This window comes from Bacillus sp. SSR7 (genome assembly GCF_055902415.1).
The window spans coordinates 145,223-168,790 of sequence record NZ_JBVVXV010000013.1 but is presented as its reverse complement, the minus strand read 5'-3'; the positions used below and the strand labels follow the sequence as shown (position 1 = coordinate 168,790).

Below are 23,568 nucleotides of genomic sequence, written 5' to 3'. Positions count from 1 at the left end.
CGCAATTATATTCTAGTACACGATAACTGGATCATACGTGTTCAAACTATCATACACAGTTTTTGCAACGTTAGGAAGAAGATTTACACACCCGCCTGATCCTCCTGTTAAATAAGCATTACTTCCCCAGTCTTTTCGCCAGCCGGCATCGTGGAATCCTTGACCGCTATTTGTGAATGGAACCCAGTAATCTACTTTCACTGCATAATCAGCTTTCCCTACTGCGCTGCCTCTTAGCGTATATGGTGTTCGTTTGTATAGAACGTACCACACACCTGGTGATGTATCTTCACCTGTGCTATGTTTACCCGTTACTACATTTGTTGTGACGACTAATTTCCCATCTTTGTAAATCCAAATTTGTTGATCTGCAATGGAAACTTCTGCATATGTGTCTCCAATACCATTATTCGATGTTGTTTTATAACCGATCCCTTCCTTCTCCCAACCATTTCCATGAATATTAGAAGCAGAAAGTGATTTTTCACCTTTCTCAAAGGCTTGTTGAACTTGTTTTGTCTCTTTTTCCACATCTAGTGCCCAGCCGTATCCTTGACCTTTTACTGATATAACCGAACCAGAATGTGTTTTAAAAGCGAAGTCTTTATGTAATGTAGATTTAGCGTTATTAATTTCAGCAATCTTATTCTTAATTTCGCTCGCATCGATTGTCACCTTCATATCTTTTGACATAGACGCGTTTTGAATTAAATCTTTCGCTTTTAACGAATACACTTCATCCTGCACTTTATAATCAACAGACTGCGTAAGAAGATTTTGTAATGCTTTCTCTTCTTTTTTAATAATCGGATCGTCTTCTTTAATAGGCTGTATGTATGCAGACTTTAGATGGATTTCGCTTTTATGTTTCTGCTTATCGTAATCTTTTAGTAAACTCGCAACGTCATACTGTTTTCCATCAACACTCTTCGAAATTACAACTTTTCCTTGTTCAAGCTTCGCCATAGCATCTTGAGGTGCTTTTAATTTTTCATTCATGGAAACAAGCTTTTCTTCTACAAGTTTTTTCATCGTTTCACTACGATACTGATCCGCTTCTTTCGGTAACAATGAATAATCTTTTTCCTTTGAAGAAGGGAAAAATGTCCACTGGCTTTTTAATAGTTTCTTAACTTGCGGCAAATCTTTTTCCGTCAGTTCCGTCTTTGTCTCTTTTTCATCTAAAATTTGTTCTTTATCAATATAGACTTTGTTTGCTAATCCAGATGTTTTTAATTTCTGTATTGCCTGATCAGCGCTCAAACCACCGACTTTTGTATCATTAATCGTAACATTAGAATTGAAGTGAGTTGCCTGATAATAGCTCATTCCCCCAAGGAGAAGTGCAAGTACACCGCCACCTGCTGCGATAAGCTTCCAATTTGTAAAACGTTTTTTGGATCTTACCCGTTTTTTCTCAACTTCTTCAACAGATTCATTTACTGTATTGTTGTTCATCAATCTTTCCCCCGTATACATTAACGTCAATTGATTTTAAACCAAAACCATTGAATAGTGTACCTTATTTTCCCTGAAATTTCATTGTTTTTAACTAGGATTTATCTCATTTAATCGTTAAAAGTTAGATTTTTTATAGAAAGATATATAAATATGGTAGATAAAGTGGAAAAGGAACCACATCAATCGAGCTATTACAGGCCCCTAGCATTCCCTGAATTTTGAAGAGTGGTACTCTCCATGAACTTTAACTTAGTGAAATAAATGTTAGTAGGTTCAAGTTAGAGCACAGCACCTTAGCATGTCTTCTATTTATGAAAAATATCCACAAAAAAGGGTCTACATGTAGACTCTTTTTTGTGAACATTTTAATATCGTATTTTTATAAACATAGAATTCCCTATGCTTTTCGCTTTTCACCAAAGTTCACAACATCTACTATTAGGCTAACTCATTTCACCTTATGACCTTTTATCATCAACAATTTTAAAATTCTTTAAACTATTATATACGTTTGTACCACGCTTTATTGATACGTTCAACCTTTACAGGTGTTGAAGTTTTTGACTCATTCTTTGTTATAACCCTATTATTAGAACATCCTGCAATAGTAAGGCAGCATGTAACCAATAAAACCAATAATATAAATTTATTCAAATAGCCACTCCTATATAAGCAAAATATTATATTGAGAAAATTAAACATACCATCGAATCTTTGTAAAAACAATATATTTACTAGTTTTATTTTCATTAGCGGATTAATGGACGCTTTAAGGTGTTTTTTTTGCATTTATAAGGGTAAAACTTCACGTTCATCAAGTCAAGGTTCAATTTCTGTTTAATTCGCTCTCAGAGTTTATTCCAATATAAAAGATGGCTATTTTTCTTGAAAACTAAGTATCTTCCAAAACAAAAAACTGTAGACTCCATATACATTTATTCAACTAACTTCTCCCCTGTAACAATCTGAAACAACGTGGCTGCATTTTCCCCTTCTAATTGAACGTACTGACTATTCCCCGCTATGATTTCTATTTTATCCTTATTAGGACTTATCCAAATTTGATACAACACAGCTTTTGCCTCTATTTTCGGATTTTTAAATTGAAAAATAAAGTGATAATCAGCTGGACGAGACATTTCCACTTTTTTATTTTCAAAATGAGCATCATTTAATATTTTCTTTACTTGCCGAACTTGCTTATTATCTGTAACTACCTTCAAATCTTCATATTTATTATCAACATGTTTTTGCACTTTGATTGTTTGATCTTCATTTCCTATTATATTCGAACAGCCCGTTACTATGAATATAACTATGGCGATAAAAACTACAGATAAATTTCTATCCTTCATATTCATCTACCTCATTTCAATCAAGTACCGTGTATATAATCCATTTTAAATTTGAACTCATATACTCCCCTTCTCACCTTCTAATAATTCCATTATATAACAAAAAGCATTGGATACCCAATGCTTTTTACACTTACGCAAATAAAGACGTATTCGCATATAAAGCTGGTGAACCACCTGAATGTACGAATAAAATTTTGTCTTCTTTTTTAAATGTACCTTTTCTAATTAAGTCGATTAATCCCGCTACCGCTTTACCTGTATACACTGGATCCAGTAAAATACCTTCTGTTTTCGCAAGTAATTGCACTGCTTCCACCATTTCCGGCGTTGGTAACGCGTAACCTGGTCCTACATATTCATCAAAGCATGTAACAGCTTCGCGCGGGATAAAGTTTGGAATGCCAACGTGAGCTGAAGTTTCCTCTACAAGTTTTGCTACTTTCTCTTCTTGCTCTGCTTTTCCTCTACTTACGTTAATGCCGATTACTGGAATGTTACTTTGTGTTCCAGCAAAACCTGTAATTAAACCAGCGTGCATACCGCCGCTACCGCTTACGCAAACGACTGAACTGAAATCAATTCCTTGGTCAAATGATTGCGCCATAATTTCTTGCGCACAAGCAACGTACCCCATTGCGCCAGTAGGATTTGAACCACCAACTGGTATTACATATGGTGTACTACCTTTTTCACTAACTTCTTTCGCGACTTTATGCATCTCTTCCATAAGATCTGCTCCGTTTCGTACAACAATGACATTTTCAGCACCTAATAAATGATATAAGAAATAGTTTCCGTTAAAGTCTGGCTTCTCTTCTGGCTCAAGCCCTTCTTCCAATACAAGAATACATTTCATTTTTTCTTTTACCGCAGCTGCAAGTGTTAGGCGGCAATGATTTGATTGAATGCCGCCAGCTGTAATTAACGTATCTGCACCCTTTGCCTGCGCATCCGCAACTAGAAACTCTAACTTTCTCGTCTTATTACCACCAGCTGTTAAACCAAGTAAATCATCTCGTTTAAAATAAATAGTCGGCCCACCAAGTGCCTCAGAAAAATTGTTTAATTTTTCAATTGGTGTATATGACTCTGTATATTTTTTTCTCGGGAATTTAGCTAAATTCATGAATAACGCTCCTTTTGTACTTCTTTCACAATGTATGTAACGATACTATTATTACATGTAAAAATGATGAAGTCATCTTTCTGGGGTAAAAATATGTTGGAATTCGGTTTTGGCGAATGGAATTGCATTAAAGGTTTTATCTTCAATACGGCACATGAAATTATAATAATGATTTTAACCATATTACGGTACATGAAATTTATATCGACGATTTTTCAAATATATCGTTCATAACTTGAAATATATCAACGATTTTTTCAATATATCGACTTATCGACAAAAAATGACAAAACAAAAAGAGCCCACTCTTTAAAAAGTAGGCCCTCTTCCAATCACTTATTTGCAGAAAATCGAAGTAGCTGTGTTAATCCTGGTTCTAAATTCATTTCGCCTTTATGGCGTACGTATACGGTTTTGTCCCCCTCAAATTTGGGCGGGTTTCCTGGATTATAAGTATGCCACTCATCCGCTCCTTCTACATTATACTCCATATACTCCGTTGCACCGACGATTACGTTTTTACTATCATCAGCGGTTACATTTGGTGCCATTTGTGCGACTTTCGCATCACTAATTAATAGCTTCTTTATATCCTTATCACGTTTATAGTCGTAAGCTGTTACAATCACATCATTACCGTATGCTTTCACTTGCAACCCTTGTTTAAATGAATAGCCATCAGGAGCAGTTTTCTCTCCGCCATTTGGTCCAGCCGACATCCAGCCCGTTTCAATTCCGCCCGTATTTACAACAGTAAATCCTTTTTTATCTCCGCCTGCAATTTTCTTTTTACCAGCCCAGTCCGGTAAGTTTAAATCCCAATGCGTATGGCTCGTGAAGAAAACGACCTGCGGATAGTCTTTTAATATATCGTACAATTTATCAACGTTTAAATAGTCCTGTAAATATGGTGATTGTCTTGACCCAGACACAGTATCAGGTAAAACGTGATGAGAGAAAATGAAGATTGGCTTATTTTTATCTTTTTGACTGTATTCTTCTAAATTTTGTTTTAACCAACCTAGTTGCTCATCACTCATATATACTTCGTCCCACATTTTTGAATCGTGGTATTTCATATATTTTTCAGTTCCTAAAAATAGAAGCGGATAACCGTCTAATTCTTTTTTATGATATACCTTTTCTTGTCCACTAAATTTCAGATAGCGGTTAAATAAAGTTTCCTCAGTTACACCATTTGGCCATGTACTTTGAGAGAGCTTCCCATCAGCTGTCCATTTACCAGCATAAAACTCATGATTCCCAATAGCCGACCATACATTCTCTGGATGCTTATTTTTGTTTAACACACGCTTCACATCATCATATTGTGACTGTTGTCCCGTTGGCGTTATATCCCCATTCATAATAAGTGCTCTAGAAAGTGGCGTCACTTTGTTCATATCTTTTAATACGTGATCAAAATCCCCTAAATCCCCTTGAATATCACTAATAACATTAAAAGTTGTAGCCGATTTTCGAACTTGCTCTTTCCCTTCCGCATGTGCTGAAAACGTCGGTAATAATGCCGTCATAACCAATAACGAAGCAACTGTCTTTTTCATACAAATTCTCCCCCTAATAATAGAATGTACAAACTGACATGTTCTGCTTTCTCTTAGGTGCTTGTCCAATTCACATTATAGGGAGGCATTGTAAAGATAGATGGAGTTAAAAGTTAAGTGTTTTTTAAGAGATTTTGTCGTTTTTTGCAAACCGCAATTAGCGATTCACGCCAATCTAGCTTTCTAACCTTAAACATTACATAAATGTAAATTTTTATGTTAAATCTTTTCGTTTCATACGTTGTTTTTTATTACTTTTAATTTTCGGGAAAAATCCACTAATTAATAATGTTATAATCCATACCATTATTAGAATGAAATTTATTGTATTACCGGAATTCAAGCTGAAAACTCTCCACAAATAGGCAGCACAAAAAACGAGAATAGCAGTAATAATAAGTAAAAATGTCCTAACTACTAATTCAATGTAGGATTTCTTCTCTTGCTTAAAAATGAACGTTCTTCTACCTTTGTACAATCTAATCACAAATAACAGCAAATATACACTAAGTATGGCTCCAATAACAATTGATACAATGGAATTACTTTTTCTCTGCTCAGCTAGAGCGAAGTAACTTTCAGGTAATTTTCCCGTTTCATATTCAATCCATGCGTGGTAAATATCTTGTCGTAAGTCTATACCACCTTCACCATTTGTAAGGATTACCAATCCATCCTTTGTATTAGGAATGAAACCATAAAAAGAATGCCAGCCTCGATTGTCACCAGAATGATAAAGTAATTTCCATTGATTAGATAGTTTTTTTTCAAATATACCTAAACCATTCTCCCCTAATACTGGCTTTTGCATTTCTTCAACACGTTCACTTTTGATGACACCACTCCCTTTATTATTTGCATCCATGCTTGCAAGTATCAATCTCATCATATCCGTAACATTTGTCTTGAGACCTGCAGCAGCCTGTTCGGTAAATTGGTAACTAGGGAGCTCCTCTCCAAAATATCCATAGACTTTCGAAAGATTAGGATTTTCAGGACGTTGTAAGAATGAGCTTGATTTCATTCCTAAAGGATTCATAATTTGCTCTTTCATATAACGATTAAACGGTATTCCGGTAACCTCTTCAATTACAAGTTGTAAAATTGTATATCCGCCACCAGAGTAAATTGTTTCTGAACCTGGTTTATTGGTAACCTCCACTGGTTCATTAAGCCATCCTTTTCCAGACAGAGACTCCTCAGTAGAATCAAGATGTTTCCCTGGTGCAACCCCAAGGTATCCTTTATGTGCAGACAGCCCTGCTGTATGACTTAATAATCTTCTGATCGTGACTTCATTATTATTAAACTCTGAATTAGGTAATTTCCATTTGGTCAGATATTTTCCAACGGGATCATCTAGTGATAAACGACCTTCATCTACAAGATGCAAGATTCCCCACGCTGTAAGACTTTTAGATATGGAACCAGCCTGAAACAAAGTATCATCACGCACCGCTTTTTTTGTCTTTTTATCTACATAACCATAGTTAAGTGTATAAGCAATACGCCCCTCATGTACAATTCCTATTGCAACCCCTGGTACATTATAATTCCCCTGCCATTTTGGTACCTGTTCATCTAGCTTTTTTTTGAAATCCTCTATACTCCTATCAGTCAACGTGCCCGATTCTGCCCTCACCACATTTGTAAACCATGCTTCATTCGTAATCAATATGCAAATGATTAAACATAAAATCCTTTTGCATATTATCGATGCTTTTTGTCTATTCTTCATTTGCTTCACCTCTCTTTTTTCAGAATGTTCTAACCATTAATCAGAGTATCCCATTCCAATATCCCGTTCTATCGATTTTTATTACTTAACCTTACAAAATTGTAATAAAAATCAAAGATCTACTATTGTCCTTTATCCGAGAGCAATGAAATTCATTAACAAGATCGATATGAAGTTATATGTATTGTTTCAGTTAAAGCCCCTAAAATACTAGTTTGGTTAATCAATTGGATATATTCCACACTACAAATATTCATTTTATAAAAAGAAGAACCCACACATTTTGATTAAAATGTGTGGGTTCTTTTGGCTTCCTTAAATTTTTATGAAAAAGATTGATTATTTTATGTAGCTTACTAAAAAACCATTTTGTTCAATCAGCTAACAGAACAAGATTAAACACTTAACTCGTATTAGTAATTTTTACTGTTTCTGTTGATAAATATAAAAATACTGCCTAACACGCTTAATGAAAGTGCAAAATATAATAACAAATCAGGTAGAAATTTCAAAGGAATAATATCAATTAATTGTAAAACAATAATGGCAAGGATACCTAAATATAGAATATTGTACAAAGCATTATTTGTTTTATATAGAATTTCTCTTCCTCTTTCGTCATTTGCTTCATCACTTGATTGAAATTTTATTACATACATCTTACTTATCACTATTAAAACAAATAATAAAATTTTTAACAAAAACATATGTATCACTCCTCTAGATAATCAAATACGTCGGTTAACGGCTTTTCAAATGCATTTGCGATTTTAAAGGCAAGAATTAGAGAAGGGTTATATTTATTCTTTTCAAGAGTAGCGATAGTTTGACGACTAACTCCCACTCTTGTTGCCAGTTCTTCTTGGGTCCAACCTTTTTCTGCTCGACAAACTACAATTTTATTATGCAACAATAGTAACACCTCTTTAGATAATTGTAATTTATTTTTTACAAATTGTAAATTATTTCTTACAATATATTTTAAAAATTAAAAATCCTCATAAAAAAGGACATAAAGATTTCTCTCCATGCCTACTAATCTTCTACTTCTTTACTGTATGTACATAATGGGCTGTTTCAAAAACTTAATAAAAAAGAGAACTACTCTTCAAGCACTTCTCTCTTTCATCCAAACGATACATATAAAATAAATTATAAAAAATATACTATATAAGTTCCATAGCGTGGGTATTACAGCTACACTAAAATAAAGAGTTCCTGGTAACAAGCAATCATAAAAGTCTTTTTGTTTAAAAGCGATGTTTTTTTGCCATCGGTTCTATATATGTATTTAATATCCACATTAATACTTTCCATACCTTTTGTTCGCTAGGTGGTAAATGAGCGTTATATACATAACTATATTCAATCTGCTGTGTTGCACCACGATTTCGTTTGAACTCTCCAGCTCCAGCACTACAATGACAAATTAAATCTTTTTCGATAGAATCCATTGTAATAAGGAGGGAAAGTATACGGTATAAACCTTGTTGCTGATCAGAGTTTGTATGATAGCCAAGAATCGGCGTTGTCATAACTCCATCCCGAATAAAATAGGCAATGACACCATCAATTGTATCCCCTTTTTTTATGGCCTTTATCTCAAATAAACGATGCTGAAGAGCATTCCATAAATAAGCGGGTGTAAACATTGGGTTATGGGCGGAATATTTTTCAATATATAGTTGGTTGTATAGCTGGGAAATTTGTAAAATATCATCTTTTGTTAATTCTTCATTCGTAATGATTTCATAATTGCTTTTCTCTAATAAACTTTTATCATTTAATAAGTCTTTTCGTTTTTTTCTATTCATTTTTTTATAGTGTTTCGGATCAAATAAGTATATAGAACGAGACATAATTTTATTATAACCGACTGTAGCTAGTGCTTCTGTCGTTACGGGATATAATTTGTTATTTAAAGAGCGAAATAGAATGGTATGCTCTGGAAATTTTTTAACTAATAATTTCGTTATTTGTTCGATTTGTTGTTCGTTGATAGAGTGATAAAGATTTGTTGAAAGCATCCAATTATTTACGACAATGACTTTATTTATATTCGTTCGTCTTAGCCAAGTTCCCATAAGATGAATCGGATAGGTTAATAGCTTCTCTAGCCATGGTTTTTTCAACTCCCATAGTTCTTCTAACGCATAAGATACGTAATGCGTATAAGGAGAACATACATATGAATTTTCGAACTCTGCGTTATTAAGAGTAACTGGCAAGATGAGATCATCAATCTCTAATAGAAAGAGCTCCGTGTTAACATTTTTAATAAATGCTGTAACGCCCTTTTGAAAAAGAGGCAGGAAACTATCTCGCACATATGCTCCATCTTTTTTGGATTCCCAATCAATACTATGCAAAGAATGAACATCATGTAACTGAATCATTTATGTTCACCACGTCTTACAAGGCTTTCTATTCTTTTTAATTTTTTATCATATACTTGAATATCGTAATGTGAAAAGAAGAACTGTGGCATCGTACACTTTTTCGTAGACCATAGTGTATGTAATTCTTGCATTACCTTTGATTGACATAATTCGAGATTTTCAGGTAGTGATTTAAGTTTAATTTCAATTTTGTCTACGCTATGTTGTATTACTTTAAATTCTTGAATGTCACTAGATGCAAACAAAATTGCTCTTCTAATGAAATCTGGAAAAATAAATATTTCACTATGATCCACTTCACTTATTCCAATAAATATATCATCGCATCGACCATCAATACGTTCTAATGCTAAGAAAGGTGAGCCGCAGCTGCACGACGTTTTTTTCTCAATTAATATGTCATTGAGACGATAGCGTATAATCGGCTGTGTTTTCCTCATGAAATCAGTAATAATGGGAACGAATATCCCCTGCTCTTGATCTAAGTATTCTTTTTCAATATGAACGAGATCTTCATTCATGTGTAATGTCCCCTGCTCGCAGGTGGTAGCAAGAAAACCTTCTGTACATTGGTAAACTTGGTGCACTGTCTGCTTGAAAGTTGCACGAATAAAGTCTCTATCAATATCTTCAAGCACTTCTGCTACAGAGATAATTTTCTTTGGACAAATTGTAATCAGTCCTTCTTGCTGCCAGTAAGCGATTTTCCGTAACATAGACGGAGGTGCAATTAAAATAGATGGCTTTACTTCATTTAATCGCGTGATATGCTGCTGAAACGAATCTAGTAAATCAAAAAAATGAAATGAGATTCGCTTATTTTTTGTCGCTTCATATAAATTGCTATTTGCACGTAAGAAAAAAGCAATCGTGTGTTTATGTAGAATGCTAGACGGAAGCACCTTTCCAATAATCGAGCCAGCCCACAACGTCTGTTCTTCCTCGGAAACGAGAAAAACCCCACGATTTCCACTAGTGCCTGATGATAAACCGACAGTTATATTGCGAATGGTTGGTGAGAAATTCCGGGTCTTTTCTGCTTCAAATGCTACATGAAACGCTTCTTCCTTTGAAATATGTACTGTATTTAATGTATCAAAATGTTCCATCATTACTTCTTTATCAATAATCGGGAGTGCAGCCAAATTCCCCTTTTGAATTTCATGTAAAAACGGCGTATATAACTGGCGATAAAAAGGCGACGCCTCTATCGTGAACAAAAGTTGTTTTTCTATTTGTTGTTTATGAAACTGTTCCAACTGTTTACGATTTGAAAATCTCGAGCCATATTTTGTTTTCAAGTATTGCTTGAGAATTCGTAGTTTATTCATAGTACACCCCTGCTTTAATTTTATCCCATGTATGTTCACAATGAGTTGGTACAATTTCAATCTCAGGTGATGTTTGTGATAAATGGTGTAACTTCTCGATATTCTTTCGGTAAGACTTGGGATCGCTCGTTAAAAGATTGGCAATCTTACTAGGAAATACAAGGTTTTGATACGTTTTACTTAGCCACACTGCGTCTGCACAAAGAAAGACAATTTTATTACTCTGTAAATGAACGAATAAACCAAATTGTCCCGTTGCATGTCCTGTTAAATCAACAGCAAATAATGAACCATCACCAAATACATCATACCCCTCTTCAAACTTTCCATATGTAGAAGGTAAGTTAAGGGATGGAGTTTGATCAATGAATGACATCCTCTGCTCTAAATCCATTGGCAGTGTATCTTTTAGACACCCTTTTAATAGGGCACCAAATTTACTTCTCTTTTTAATATCCTCATAAGCTTTTGCGAAGGTTAGTATTTTCGCTTTTGGAAAATCGGGTAAACCAGCTGTGTGATCGCCATGAAAATGAGAAAGAATAATATATTTAATTTCTTCTGACTGAATACCATCAAGAAGAAGTTGCTGTTTAATCGATTGCGCTTCCGTAAAATGAACAGGCGTCAGTTTTGCATATACAGAGTAAGGGAATTTTTTTGTCGCTTCTTTAAAGTGTCCTGCATATCCAGTATCAAATAAAATATATCCTAATTCTGGATGCTGGAGTAATCCTACTGTTGCTGGAAAACAAATTTGTTTCCAACTGCCCTTGGAGTATGCGATTTTTTCTGGATGTGTGCAATATCCTGTATCATATAGCTTTAAAGATTTGATTTTCATTGTATTTTCCACCAGTCTACAAATTTTGTAATTCCTTCTTCTATACTAACCTTTGGAGCATATCCTAGTTCTTCTTTAGCTTTATCAATATTTAATGTCTGGCTTTTTGAAAGGACACTAACAGTATACTTTGTAAGAATAGGTTCTTTTCCGAATAAAATAGTTTTTGAGATTCCTTCTAGTATAGCAGCTAGTGAAAAAGCGGTTTTGTAGGAAATTTTTTTATATTTTACTTCCTTATCAAGACGCTTCATTACATTTTCTATGACCTCATATAAATTTACACGTTCGTCATTTGTTATATTGTACTTTTGACCTAATGTATGTTTTGGGGAATGCATACAAAGAAGTAAAGCATCTACAACATTCTCAACATACGTAATATCAACGAGAACATTTTCAGTACCAATTCTCGGTAAAGCACCCTTTTCACATACTTTAATAAGACGCGGAAGAATCGCATTATCTCCTGGTCCGAATAAAGCGCGCGGACGTATTGTGATAACTGGTAAACCATGCATGAAAGCTTGATCAATAGCTTGTTCAGCCATGTGCTTCGTTGTTGCATAATGATTTACAAATGTAGCAGGAAGTTTCGCGTTTTCTACTACATTTTGTCGCTCATCATAATAGAAATAAATACTTGGTGTTGATACGTGGATCAGGCGTTTTATACCGTACTTTTGACATCCCTCGATAATATGTTTCGTTCCTAACACATTCGCATTATAAAAATCTTCATATTTGCCCCAAGGGGAAGAAAGTGCCCCGCTATGAAAGATATAATCTTTATCTTTACAAACTTGTAGCACACGATCCCTGTCTTCAAGAGGACAATGAACAAACTCAATTCCATTTTGTTCCAATACCTTACCAATTGTTTTATTTCTCCCTGTTGCCGTTACTTCATAGCCCATATTCTTCAGTCGAAAGGCGAGTTTTTGTCCTAGAAAGCCCGTTCCACCAGTTACTAGCATTTTCATAAATCTTCACCATCCCACGATATGTCATATGTTGTTTGCTCTAAAATAGTCCGTTCATATTTATAACTTTCACGCCATAATTTATACATGCTAAAAAACTGATAAAAAAATGGTTTCCAATCATTGTGACGATAAACAATATCTGGATAAGAGCATAGAACTTTTAACCATCGCTTACGTTTTTGTTTACTTTTTAAATAAGGAAATCCATATAAAAGCATCGCTAACCGAATTGCGCACTCAGAGTTTGGTCTTGGAATACGTGTATTGTTTACTGTTTCATGAAAGAAAGCCGGCAATATTTCCTCATCGAATAAATGTAATCCACTTGTAGTACGTGGATTACATTCAATTGGAATCGCATCTCCATTCTCTGTAACGATAAAATCAAAGGCAATTTGTCCTGAGAAATTTAACTCTTTTACAATATGCGTAACAAACTGATCAATTTTAGGATGATTCATATGCTGAAACGCAATGGTAGCACCTAAGCCTGCCGTAAATTCTGTTTTATACGTAGAGTGCGCTAACACTTCCCCAGATTGTGCGATACTGTAAGAACAATGCTGTGTTCCTCGTATAAACTCTTGCATAATATAATTCGGCTTACGTATCATGCTTTCTTTTAGAGCAGCCTCTTTTGTAATAAATTCCACTTTATCAGAAAACCGGGAGTAAATCGGCTTTCGTACAAAAGGAGTATGAGCGGGTGTTTTGTGCATCATTGAACTTATCGCTTCTTCATCATCTATTCTATATGTTGCAGGTACTTGCCACCCTAAATTCGCTACAAACTGAATAAATTCCCACTTATTATGCAGTAGTGAAAGTTTTTGAAAATCATCTACTAATACATGACAAAATGCACTTAATTCCTCTCTATATTTAGATATATAAAATACTTCTTCACAAGTAGGAATAAGCAAATCTACATTGTGACGTTGAATAATGGATAGTAGCGCACGAATACTTTCATTTGTTTTCCACTTTGGAGATGGGATTTCATAAAAGTAATCCGTACTTTTTGAAACTTTACTTAACGGATACGGAATACTATCTGCAACAATAACGGTATGTCCGGCGTTATGAAACAGTCTGCATAAATGCAAAGTTGCTGGTGCACGTGCCCCTGTAATTAATACTGTTTTCTTAGTATTCAAGAAGGATGCCCCCGATAGAAAGTCCTGCAGAAGTACCTAATAATAATATTTTATTTCCGCGTTGCACTTTCTTTTGCTTAATGGCTTCAAAAAGAGCGATTGGAATAGATGCGGAAATCATATTACCGTAGTCTTCAAAAATGGTCATAAAGCGCTCTTCATCAACCCCTAATTTTTTACGAATAAGTCTCATAGCTGGTCCACTTGCTTGGTGAGGAACAATTAAATCAATATCGGCTAGAGAATAACCAGTATCCATAAGGAGCTTGTCGATAAACTTCATTAAATACTTAGAAGATAGTTTAAAAATGGCTCTTCCATTCATATCGAACAAGAAGTCTTCTTTTCGTTCCTCACTATACTCCCTAGGATGAATCATCGTTCCACCGCCACGAATTTCTGATAAATGCGCACCAGAGCTATATGTTTCCATATGGGAAGCAATAATAGAAGATGAGTGATCGCCTTTTGTTATGACAACAGCTGCCGCACCATCACCGAATAAAATACTGCTTTCATTTTGTCCCCAATTTAATCCAACAGAAGAAATTTCAGAAGAAATAATAACAACATTTTTGTATCTCCCGCATTCAATTGCGTATGAAATTGTATCAAGTGCTGTTATGAAACTTAGACATGTTGAATTAATATCAAAACATGGAATACCAGAATGCTGTAGCGCGAGCTGTTCTTGAATAAGTGATGCAGTAGAAGGAATCGCCTGTTGAATCGTTCCGCTTCCGCAAATAATACAATCAATATCATCCCATGTTAACTTCGCATCTTCTACAGCTTTTTTTGCAGCTTCCGCCCCCATATAAGAAGACGTTTCTCCATCAACAAAATATCGTGTTTTTACCCCAGCTTTTTTTAACGTCCAGCCATCTGGTACGTCTAGCATACGATCTATTTCAAGAGAATCTACTTTTCGTTTTGGAAGATATGTGCCAATGCCTTTTATACTAATATATCTTTTCATTTTCTATCGCCTCTTAATCTTTTTATAAGTTCAAAAATTCCGTCATATATAACTACTGTTGTGGATACATACAGATTCTTTTGTGGAATTCTGCTATCCCATTATGTACATCTAATTCTATTTTTCTTCAAAAAAGAGCCAGTTCTCTACTTGAGAACTGGCTCTTTTTGCATGAGAATTCTTCAAATACATAATCTAGAAAAAACTTTTATATCAATTTAATTATATTATAACAATTATCCAAAAATAATTAATAGTATTTTTTTGTAAATAAAAGTGAATATGTGGTATAAACTTATGTAAGATGATAGTTTATTGCGCAGCAAATATAAATATATGGAACGTATATACATGTCATTTTAACATCTTCTATTTTCTCTTTTGTTTCCAAAAAAGCTACTACTTTTGTAGAAGAAATCTTCATTAAATTCAGATGTAACCATATTTGAATAGTGAAAAATCCATTTTTTACTATGAATCACTTTTTTACGCCCGATTGTAATTAATATTTTTCAGTTAATAGATGTGTAGCAATATACCTATCAGTAATCTTTGTACTAACAATTATGCGTAACTTCTAGCTCATTATTAGCATAAATTGTTCCGTAAGTAGCACAAAGTAACATTCCACCACAAGCCTCACTACTCACTTGAAAGTTTATGTTATCTTCAAATGTATTTATACTATTAGGTCTAATTGTATCTACAAGTTTTTTGAAATCAAGAACCGGTAAATATTTCGTTATGATTTCATAGCTTAATAAATTATCTTCATTATTATATGCATTATATTTTTGAATTTCTCTATAAATCGGACTTGGACTATACGGATCATGTTGCAATTGTCCATTTTCATCTTCGAATTTTTTTATTTCTTCTTTTACTATATAATCTGGATAATCTTCACTACTTTCATCTTCATCACCAAATTCCCAAAATGGATATTCTATATCGCATAAATGCGTTATAACCCACATTAGAAATTGCTCATTTATAAATCCAACATTTGTTTCTAACTCTTTGAATCTATTACCATAATATTTTGTAGCCTTTTCTACCTTTTCTTCTTGAGTCATATTATCCGTCGCCCCTGTTATATCGCATCCATCTAAATCTATAAAAATGCTATTGAATTTACCTAAAATGCCTAAATCAACAGTTTTACTCCAGTAGCCTTCACCATCTTTATCAATTAGTATCATAGTATCCTCCATTCTGCTTTGTTCGTTGCATAAGAAAAAGTGACTCTTTCTAAATAAGAATCACTTCCATTATTATATAACTTGTCCCTCATTAATCCTCAATTTCTATTCCAGCTTGTTTAAATGGTTCTAATACTTTTGGGTAACACATTGAAATATATTCCACTGTTTTTAAATTTTTTAGATTTTGAAATCCTTCAACAGATATAACATCAAATAAACTGTCTTCACCGTCCCAATCAGGCTTTAAAATATGATAAATTTCATTCCCACCATCAAAGCAAAGGGATTCAATCTTTTCCAAATCACTTATTTCCAAAGTTAACTCTTCTAAAAAATCTCTGATTTCAACAATTGGTCCAGCTCCTGCATACCATTCGAAATTATTCGTATACTTATCTATTAAATCTTTCAATTCCTTTTGAAATAGTGGCTCTTTATCTAATAAAGCTTCAATTACTACTAATTTAAAATTAAAATCTTGAAACATTTCACTCTTTCCCATTTTAAATTCCTCCAATGTTATAACATCCTTATCCAAATTATTATAAGTAAAACATATCCAATTGCAGCTTCTTTATTTCTTTCAATATCACATTAAAAAGGGATATGCTTAATTGCATGTCCACAATCGAGAAAATATACATTATACATATTTTCTTACTACTTATATTCTTTATATACTTACCTTCGCTTCTCTATCATCCTGTTTCTTAATTAAGTCTAAGTAAAAATGCGAGACAGTTGTGTTGTAATAAGGGGAAATGAATATGAATGATAGATTAAATGTAAACATGCCTATAAATGCAGTTAATAAAAACCAACCAATAAAAGATAACCAAAGAACAAATAACTTGAACTTATGTCCTTTCATTATTCTTTTACTCTCCCTTAATGCTTCACTCGCTGTATAATCCGGATTCTCTATTAAAATATAATATGACATTGAATAAGAAAAATATTTAATAATACCTGGAACAATTAATAACAGACTCCATAAAAATAGTAAAATAGCCTGCAATACTCCTAATTTCATTGCTCTAAACAAATTGTTCTTCCTAAACCCTACAAATATATCGTCCACCTTAGCATCTTCATTTTTACCTAAGCGTAAGGTGAAAACAGAATACCCATAATTAAAGATACCTTGTATGACACTGTAAATAAAAAAACAAATCAGTCCTATAAAAAAATAACTTAGAATAAGTAAAACTATTGCTGTTGGATCTACTTGTGGCTGCCCACCAATTGAATAAATAAAGAAAACATCCAAACCAATTACCCCAATAAACAGGCCAAATATTAAAAATATAAAACTAGCGATTGCTGATGCACTTAAAGTTGGTACAAAATAGTATAACGCCGATCCCCCTATACTTACGCCCCATTTCCCATCTAACGAATTAAGTGCTGCTTTCTTTAAATTTCTTATCAAACTTACACCCTCCCTTTTTCCATATTTCACCCAATAGAAATTTTACAAATAAAAGAACTTGTAGCAAGCCCCACTACAAGTTCTTTTAGCTAAACATTTTAGCTTATCCAAACAAAATATAATTTCTACACAATCGGGGTTAATTTCTAAAATATGGTTTATTAAAATCATTATATAACATAATTGTGAATTTTTGTTGAATATTCTGTTTCTTCACACAAATACACCCCACATTCTTCCTGATATTCATTTAGATGTAGTAACTCATGTAGCAATATACCTATCATTATCTTTTTCAATAAATCCCATCCTCTTGTTTTCCACAAAAAAAGACATAGAGATTCCTCCCCATGCCTACTAATTCCTTACTTCTTCACCGCATGTACATAATGTACCGTCTCAAAAGCTTTTAAATAATCGTTTCGTCCTTCAAAATATAATGTATTTATGTCTTCTGGCGATAAGTGCTCATAAATAAGTAAGCCCGCCTTCTCTAACAGTGCTTCCATTTCGGTATAAGAAAAACATGATTTCATCGGTTCTCCGCCTACCGCAGCCATTTTCACCATGTTTGCCACTCGATTGGACAGTCCTTTTTCCGTGAATAAGTTTTCATTGGGATAATCAAAAACGATAGAACTCCCTTCTGGAACCATCTCAAATAGACATTCTATTAAACTGGAAAGTTCCTCTTTCGTTAAATAATACGAAACACCTAAAAGACTAAAGAAAGTCTTTTTATTTTCAAATCCTTCATTCCGTAACTTTTCATAGGAAAATCTTTTTGTGAAATCCATTGAAACAAAATGAAGGTTGTTTGGAATTTCAATTTCTGCTTCTTTTATTCTTTCCTTCTTAAACTGCTGCGTAGAAGGATGATCCACTTCAAATATTTCTAATTTATTTTCTAACTCTCGGTGTCTGAAACTGAACGTATCTAAGCCTGCACCGAGTATGACGTATTGTTTTGCGCCTAATGTAATTTCATGTAGTAATACTCTTTCACAATATGCCGCACGTGCTAAAGGTGTTGGTGATAATTGAACTTGTGTAATCCATTTTAATATTTCTTTCGGATTATCTCGAAACCGCTCAGCAATGTCTGTATTGAAAAAATGTATCCCTTGAACCATATTCGTTTCAATATCGCTTCGTTCTTTTGGCGATATAAATTCTTTAGCGATATAATCATCAAAGATTTTCGGATTATCAAATTCACTATGATATGCCCTGCTGAAAGCTGATACTAACGACGTTACACTTGCTTCACCTTGTTTCACGTACATACACTCTCCTTCATTTTTACATCAAAAATAGGATTCCCCTGGCCAGGAGAACCCTATTATACACTTTATTTTTATATTGGTAAATTATAGCATAAATAAGTTTTTTTGTCAAGTTTCCAACCTACTATCACTCCGTCACTTTGTATATTCTCTAGCAGGAAAATTATCGATTCGCACAGAATGTACCAAATTATAACAACAAACATGGAGGCCAATATGAAACGATTCGTCATTATTACGGTAGGAAAAACACACAGCGGTAAAACTACATTTGCAAAAGCTTTAGAAAAAGAGTTACCCCACTCTTTTGTTATGGATCAAGATAACCAAGCTGAATTTATTAACACGCATTACGAAAAATTACAGCCGGCTGAAGGTGCTAATACATTTAAGCACGGTCTTTCGAAATTCATTGTTGATTATGCGAAAGGACATACAAATTTACACCTTATTATTAGTAACTCCAATCGTAGTAAAAACGGAAGATTATATTTATTAAACGAATTATTTCCACAAAATGAATATGTACGCATACTCGTTCATTTTGACATTCCAGATGATGTACTTTACGAAAGAGTGGCTCGAAGCACACGAAGTACCAATATTTTTAGAGGTGGTTATTCTAGTTTCAAAGAAGTACTAGATCGACAACAGGCTGAATCACTAGATGAAGATGTGGTGGATCCTATAGAAAACGAAGCTGACTATTTGTTTGTAATTCGTAATAGCAAAGATGTAAACTCTACTATAGAAGAAATTATTCATCTAGCTAAGGTTTTGTCCCCTACCCCAAAATAAAAGAATTTAATAATTACATAATGATAGATTATTATGCAAATCCTTCCTCTAACCACTTAACATGGTATATAATGATAAGATAATCTACTTCTATATGCTCATTTTTACACAAAACAGTTCATGCATATGAAAGAAAAGAGGTACAAAAATATGAAAACAAAACAAACAATCGCTGCGTCTACACTAGCTCTGGCAATGATTGCTGGTGCAACTTCTGCTCATGCAGAAGTAACTGATTCTACTACTCAGCAAAGTACAGGAGATCGATTAGCTGAAATTAAGCAACATAAACAAGAGTTAGATGCGAAATTACAGCAGCACAAAGAAAACGTGGATCAAACATTGAATGAACTTAACAAGGTTAAGGAAAATGTTGATACGAAGGTGAATGAACTACATGAACGTAAACAAGTTGCTGATGAAAAAATTAACGAAATTAAGCAACGTAAAGAAGAGTTAGACGCAAAACTTCAGCAAGACAAACAAATCGCCGAAGATAAAATCGCTGAAATTAAAGAGCATAAAAAGCAAGTAGAAGATAAAGTTGCTGAAGTAAAAGAGCATAAGCAAAATATCGATAATAAAGTGAATGAGATGAAAGAACATAAACAAACTGTCGATGAAAAAGTGAATGAAATGAAGCAACATAAAGAGAACATCGATCAAAAGGTGAATGAACTTAAGGAAGTTAAAAAACAGGTAGATGAAAAATTAGCTGAGTTAAAGAAAGCGAAACAAACTGCTGAGGACAAACTTGCTGAGCTAAAAGAAAACAAGCCGAATACTGGTAACACGTTAGAGGAGCTTAAGAAAATTAAAGGCAATTTAGATAGTCTTTCTGCTAACTTAGAACTAGCGAAACAAGATGTAAAAAATAAACTAGCTGAATTGCAAAAAGCTAGAGAAGATTTACTAAATAAAATTAACGAAATGAAACAAACGAAACAAACTGTTTCAGACGATTTAACAAAGAAAAAACAGGACTTAGATATTAAAATCAACGACTTTAAACATACTGAGAAAAAAATTGAGGACAAATTAGCTGAGGTACATACAACGAAGCAAAATGTAGATAACAAAATTAATGAAGTATCTCAATCAAAACAAACAGAAACAAAGACTGGTACTATGAACACAAACAATAACGCTAGAGAACTTCCTAACGCTGGTAGTGAGCAATCAAACAATATGGCTTTAGGTATGTTATCTGTATTAGGCGGCGTTTTATTAGTAACACGAAATAAAATTAAAACATTATTCTCAAAATAAAGCACTTATACAAAAGACAACCGCACACTTGTGCGATTGTCTTTTTTCTTTATATTAACTTCCCATCTCGAAGCGTCAATATACGATCACATACATCAAGCATTCTTTCATCATGCGTAATCATAATGGCTGCTTTTTGGCTCTCTTTCACTTCACGTTTCATCATTTCTACAACTTCACGTGCACGTTTTGAGTCTAAGCTTGCCGTTGGTTCATCCGCTAATATTAAGTCTGGGTTGTTCATAAACGCACGAGCGATTGCTACCCTTTGCTTTTCTCCACCAGATAGTTGATTTGGATAATGATTTTTTCTTTCTCCTAATCCAAATGCCGCTAATAAATGATCCGCACGCTTTTCTGATTCTTGTTTGTTTTCTTTTTTAAGCTTTGCAATGTAAAGCAATTGTTCTTTTACATTTAAATATGGAACAAGATTTGCGAACTGGAAAATGAAGCCGATTTTTTTCAAACGAATGTCTGTCATTTCCTTTTCGGATAACTTCGTAATATTTTGCTCACGAATGTAAATATCCCCTTTTGACGGTGATAATAGTGCACCCGCGATTGATAATAATGTACTTTTCCCTGATCCAGAAGGACCGACGATGCCGATAAACTCTCCAGCTTTCACATCAAGCGACATCGGATGAAGGGCTGTTACTTCCGTATTCCCTTCTCCGTACACTTTACTTACTTTGTCTAATTTCAATAATGAAGTCATTACATCCCGCCTCCAATTGCTTCTAATGCATCAACTTTTAATACTTGGTATAACGAAATAAGTGTTCCTAAAATACTAATTACGATAAAGATTGCTGCATATTGTGCAATCATCGGTGTTGTTAATAAGAACGGCATACCCGCTGGTAAAATTTGTTCTAATCCTTGTACAAGAACAATACTAATTATCATCGCAACGACTGATAAGAATAACGCCTGTACAACTAAGCTATTTGCTAAATAAGAATTTTTCGTACCGATTGCTTTTAATACACCTAATTGCTGTGTTTTTTGCAATGTAATTACGTAGAAGAATACGCCGATTAGTAATGCAGCGATAACAAGTAAGAACGCAATGATCATCGTTAATGTTCCTTGCTCTTCTTTAAATCCTGGAATACTTTGCAGTACTTCTTTTTTGTCGATAACATGTGCATTTTTAATTTCTTTATCTGTATTCAGCGCAATTGCACTATAATCTTTTTGGTTTGGTTGTGAAATAGATCCCCATACATCTTCATTTACATATACAACTGGTGTATGGCTAAACATTTGATCTTTCGTAAATCCAACGATTGTAAATTCTTTCTTTGAAACAGGATCAATAATTGTATCTCCAATATCGATTCCTTTTTCTTTAATCGATTCATCAGCAACCATTTCGTTGTTTGCTGTGCCTAATTTCTCACCTTTTACAATGTTCGGCTCTAAAAATGAATCACGTTCACTTGAGAAAATAGCAACGTCCACTTTTTTCGAACTATCTTTCTTTTCATACGTTGAAACTTTCACACGAAACGGAACTGCCTCTTTCTCGCCTACTTGATTTACTACGTTATCTACATCGTCTTTCTTAATTTGTGAACGAAGTAATTTATTTTCCGCATCATCTGCTAAAACGAACTTGTTTGCCTCCATATTTTGAATCGATGAAGCATTATCATATGATAGTCCATTTGCTAATCCTGAAATCACAAGGACTAAAAATGATAATAACACCATAATCAGTCCGATTAATCCGTATCTTAATTTTGATTGTTTTAATTCACGCAGAGCTAAAAACATTTCGCTCGCTCCTTCCTCTTTCTTTCTATGCACTTATCATAAAAAAGAAATATGAACGGAATATGAACAGAAGATTACAGAGAGTAAGATTAAATTTTCAGAAAGTATTGAAAACAATCAAAATCCTTGATACAATTCAGTCAAATAATCTTGACCGAGTAATTTCATTTAAGGAGTTGATCATTTTGAAGCCCATGTTCACACTAACTACTTATAGCCAACTAAAAGCAATGAGCGATCCATTACGTGTCGAAATGATGATGCGACTATGCGAACGTCCTTATACAGGGCAACTACTATCTGAGAAATTGGGCATTCCAAGGGCAAAAATTCATTATCATTTAAAAGAATTAGAAAAGAACGGTTTTATAGAAATTGTATATACAGAAGAAAAGAATGGCATCGTTCAAAAGTTTTATCAATCTGTCGCTAGAGGCTTTACCCCTGCTGCAGAACTATTACCTCATTTAGAAATATTAAGCGAATCTGGTCGCCAAATCTTTTTACAAATGGCGGAAAGAACGAAAAGCCATATTCTCGCTGCACCCGAAGAAGCTTTTACATTACGAAAAGAAAGCGAAGATCCTGCTGATTGGAATTACGTTTCATCTTGCTGGGAGTTTGATGCTACGCCAGAACAATTTCAAGTGTGGGTGAAAAAATTTCATCAATTGATGGCTGAATTAAATGAAATCGCAAAAGACGGGGATAAAGATCCAAATAGGAAATCTTATTACATTTCTACTACTGCACTACAAATAGACGAACGAGCAATGCAACAGTTTGTGAAAAAAGAAGAAAAATCGTAAAACGATTTTTTTTACATAAACGGTCAAATTTATTTTACCG

Annotated in this window: 22 protein-coding genes; 3 read left to right on the top strand and 19 right to left on the bottom strand. The window is 33.9% G+C overall.

The features are described 5' to 3' along the window. Positions 1-12: 12 nt before the first annotated feature. The 17 genes from AC0NJG_RS21110 to AC0NJG_RS21030 all read right to left on the bottom strand — a co-directional run bounded on the left by AC0NJG_RS21110 (position 13) and on the right by AC0NJG_RS21030 (position 18,867). Positions 13-1,458, bottom strand: a complete 1,446-nt coding sequence (locus tag AC0NJG_RS21110) for a L,D-transpeptidase family protein (protein WP_087953153.1) — start codon at positions 1,456-1,458, stop codon at positions 13-15. Positions 1,459-2,396: 938 nt separating this feature from the next. Continuing rightward, the gene (locus AC0NJG_RS21105; protein WP_140168653.1) at positions 2,397-2,816 is read right to left on the bottom strand and encodes a YhfM domain-containing protein; all 420 of its coding nucleotides are present in this window, start codon (positions 2,814-2,816) and stop codon (positions 2,397-2,399) included. Positions 2,817-2,949: 133 nt separating this feature from the next. After that, positions 2,950-3,945 (bottom strand): D-cysteate sulfo-lyase, encoded by a 996-nt coding sequence (gene cuyA, locus AC0NJG_RS21100; protein WP_087953151.1) that lies wholly within the window; start codon positions 3,943-3,945, stop codon positions 2,950-2,952. Between the two features lie 332 nt (positions 3,946-4,277). Then, positions 4,278-5,510: a DUF4073 domain-containing protein gene (locus AC0NJG_RS21095; RefSeq protein WP_474063372.1), complete on the bottom strand. Its 1,233-nt coding sequence runs from the start codon at positions 5,508-5,510 to the stop codon at positions 4,278-4,280. A gap of 214 nt (positions 5,511-5,724) precedes the next feature. After that, positions 5,725-7,248, bottom strand: a complete 1,524-nt coding sequence (locus AC0NJG_RS21090) for a serine hydrolase domain-containing protein (protein WP_474063371.1) — start codon at positions 7,246-7,248, stop codon at positions 5,725-5,727. Positions 7,249-7,661: 413 nt separating this feature from the next. Further along, entirely contained in the window at positions 7,662-7,955 is a 294-nt protein-coding gene (locus tag AC0NJG_RS21085; RefSeq protein WP_016108765.1) for a hypothetical protein, read from the bottom strand. Positions 7,956-7,960: 5 nt separating this feature from the next. Continuing rightward, complete coding sequence (locus AC0NJG_RS21080) at positions 7,961-8,161, bottom strand: helix-turn-helix transcriptional regulator (RefSeq protein WP_000903048.1); 201 nt, start codon at positions 8,159-8,161, stop codon at positions 7,961-7,963. A 337-nt stretch (positions 8,162-8,498) separates the two neighbouring features. Then, on the bottom strand, positions 8,499-9,644 hold the full coding sequence (locus tag AC0NJG_RS21075; protein WP_474063370.1) for a hypothetical protein: 1,146 nt from the start codon (positions 9,642-9,644) through the stop codon (positions 8,499-8,501). Next, positions 9,641-10,978, bottom strand: coding sequence for a F390 synthetase-related protein (locus AC0NJG_RS21070; RefSeq protein ID WP_474063369.1), 1,338 nt, complete (start codon positions 10,976-10,978; stop codon positions 9,641-9,643). The genes AC0NJG_RS21075 and AC0NJG_RS21070 overlap by 4 nt, the downstream gene beginning before the upstream one ends. After that, positions 10,971-11,822 carry an MBL fold metallo-hydrolase gene (locus tag AC0NJG_RS21065; RefSeq protein WP_429680976.1) on the bottom strand — a complete coding sequence of 284 codons (852 nt, stop codon included), beginning with the start codon at positions 11,820-11,822 and terminating at the stop codon, positions 10,971-10,973. Before AC0NJG_RS21065 ends, AC0NJG_RS21070 begins: the two co-directional genes overlap by 8 nt. Next, on the bottom strand, positions 11,819-12,805 hold the full coding sequence (locus AC0NJG_RS21060; RefSeq protein WP_087953144.1) for an NAD-dependent epimerase/dehydratase family protein: 987 nt from the start codon (positions 12,803-12,805) through the stop codon (positions 11,819-11,821). The genes AC0NJG_RS21065 and AC0NJG_RS21060 overlap by 4 nt, the downstream gene beginning before the upstream one ends. Then, the gene (locus AC0NJG_RS21055) at positions 12,802-13,965 is read right to left on the bottom strand and encodes an ATP-grasp domain-containing protein (protein ID WP_140168654.1); all 1,164 of its coding nucleotides are present in this window, start codon (positions 13,963-13,965) and stop codon (positions 12,802-12,804) included. Before AC0NJG_RS21055 ends, AC0NJG_RS21060 begins: the two co-directional genes overlap by 4 nt. Continuing rightward, a complete protein-coding gene (locus AC0NJG_RS21050; protein WP_087996100.1) occupies positions 13,955-14,944 on the bottom strand; it encodes a beta-ketoacyl-ACP synthase III in 990 nt (329 codons plus the stop codon). Before AC0NJG_RS21050 ends, AC0NJG_RS21055 begins: the two co-directional genes overlap by 11 nt. Positions 14,945-15,501: 557 nt before the next feature. After that, a complete protein-coding gene (locus AC0NJG_RS21045) occupies positions 15,502-16,146 on the bottom strand; it encodes a hypothetical protein (RefSeq protein ID WP_087953142.1) in 645 nt (214 codons plus the stop codon). 91 nt (positions 16,147-16,237) lie between these two features. After that, the gene (locus AC0NJG_RS21040) at positions 16,238-16,651 is read right to left on the bottom strand and encodes a DUF6892 domain-containing protein (RefSeq protein WP_062822207.1); all 414 of its coding nucleotides are present in this window, start codon (positions 16,649-16,651) and stop codon (positions 16,238-16,240) included. Positions 16,652-16,822: 171 nt separating this feature from the next. Continuing rightward, complete coding sequence (locus tag AC0NJG_RS21035) at positions 16,823-17,581, bottom strand: DUF975 family protein (RefSeq protein ID WP_087996102.1); 759 nt, start codon at positions 17,579-17,581, stop codon at positions 16,823-16,825. A gap of 365 nt (positions 17,582-17,946) precedes the next feature. Then, a complete protein-coding gene (locus AC0NJG_RS21030; protein WP_087996104.1) occupies positions 17,947-18,867 on the bottom strand; it encodes a class I SAM-dependent methyltransferase in 921 nt (306 codons plus the stop codon). A gap of 216 nt (positions 18,868-19,083) precedes the next feature. Here AC0NJG_RS21030 and AC0NJG_RS21025 point away from each other — a divergent pair, with 216 nt between their 5' ends. Further along, positions 19,084-19,665, top strand: a complete 582-nt coding sequence (locus tag AC0NJG_RS21025; RefSeq protein WP_087996105.1) for an ATP-binding protein — start codon at positions 19,084-19,086, stop codon at positions 19,663-19,665. A 150-nt stretch (positions 19,666-19,815) separates the two neighbouring features. After that, positions 19,816-20,934 (top strand): LPXTG cell wall anchor domain-containing protein, encoded by a 1,119-nt coding sequence (locus AC0NJG_RS21020; RefSeq protein WP_087996106.1) that lies wholly within the window; start codon positions 19,816-19,818, stop codon positions 20,932-20,934. 49 nt (positions 20,935-20,983) lie between these two features. On the opposite strand, the gene AC0NJG_RS21015 is transcribed toward AC0NJG_RS21020, so the two are convergent. Together AC0NJG_RS21015 and AC0NJG_RS21010 are read right to left on the bottom strand one after the other, a co-directional pair. Further along, positions 20,984-21,655 carry an ABC transporter ATP-binding protein gene (locus AC0NJG_RS21015; RefSeq protein WP_000202604.1) on the bottom strand — a complete coding sequence of 224 codons (672 nt, stop codon included), beginning with the start codon at positions 21,653-21,655 and terminating at the stop codon, positions 20,984-20,986. Beyond that, positions 21,655-22,719: an ABC transporter permease gene (locus tag AC0NJG_RS21010; protein ID WP_087953137.1), complete on the bottom strand. Its 1,065-nt coding sequence runs from the start codon at positions 22,717-22,719 to the stop codon at positions 21,655-21,657. Before AC0NJG_RS21010 ends, AC0NJG_RS21015 begins: the two co-directional genes overlap by 1 nt. A gap of 185 nt (positions 22,720-22,904) precedes the next feature. Here AC0NJG_RS21010 and AC0NJG_RS21005 point away from each other — a divergent pair, with 185 nt between their 5' ends. Continuing rightward, positions 22,905-23,528, top strand: coding sequence for an ArsR/SmtB family transcription factor (locus AC0NJG_RS21005; RefSeq protein WP_087953136.1), 624 nt, complete (start codon positions 22,905-22,907; stop codon positions 23,526-23,528). Positions 23,529-23,568 lie beyond the last annotated feature (40 nt).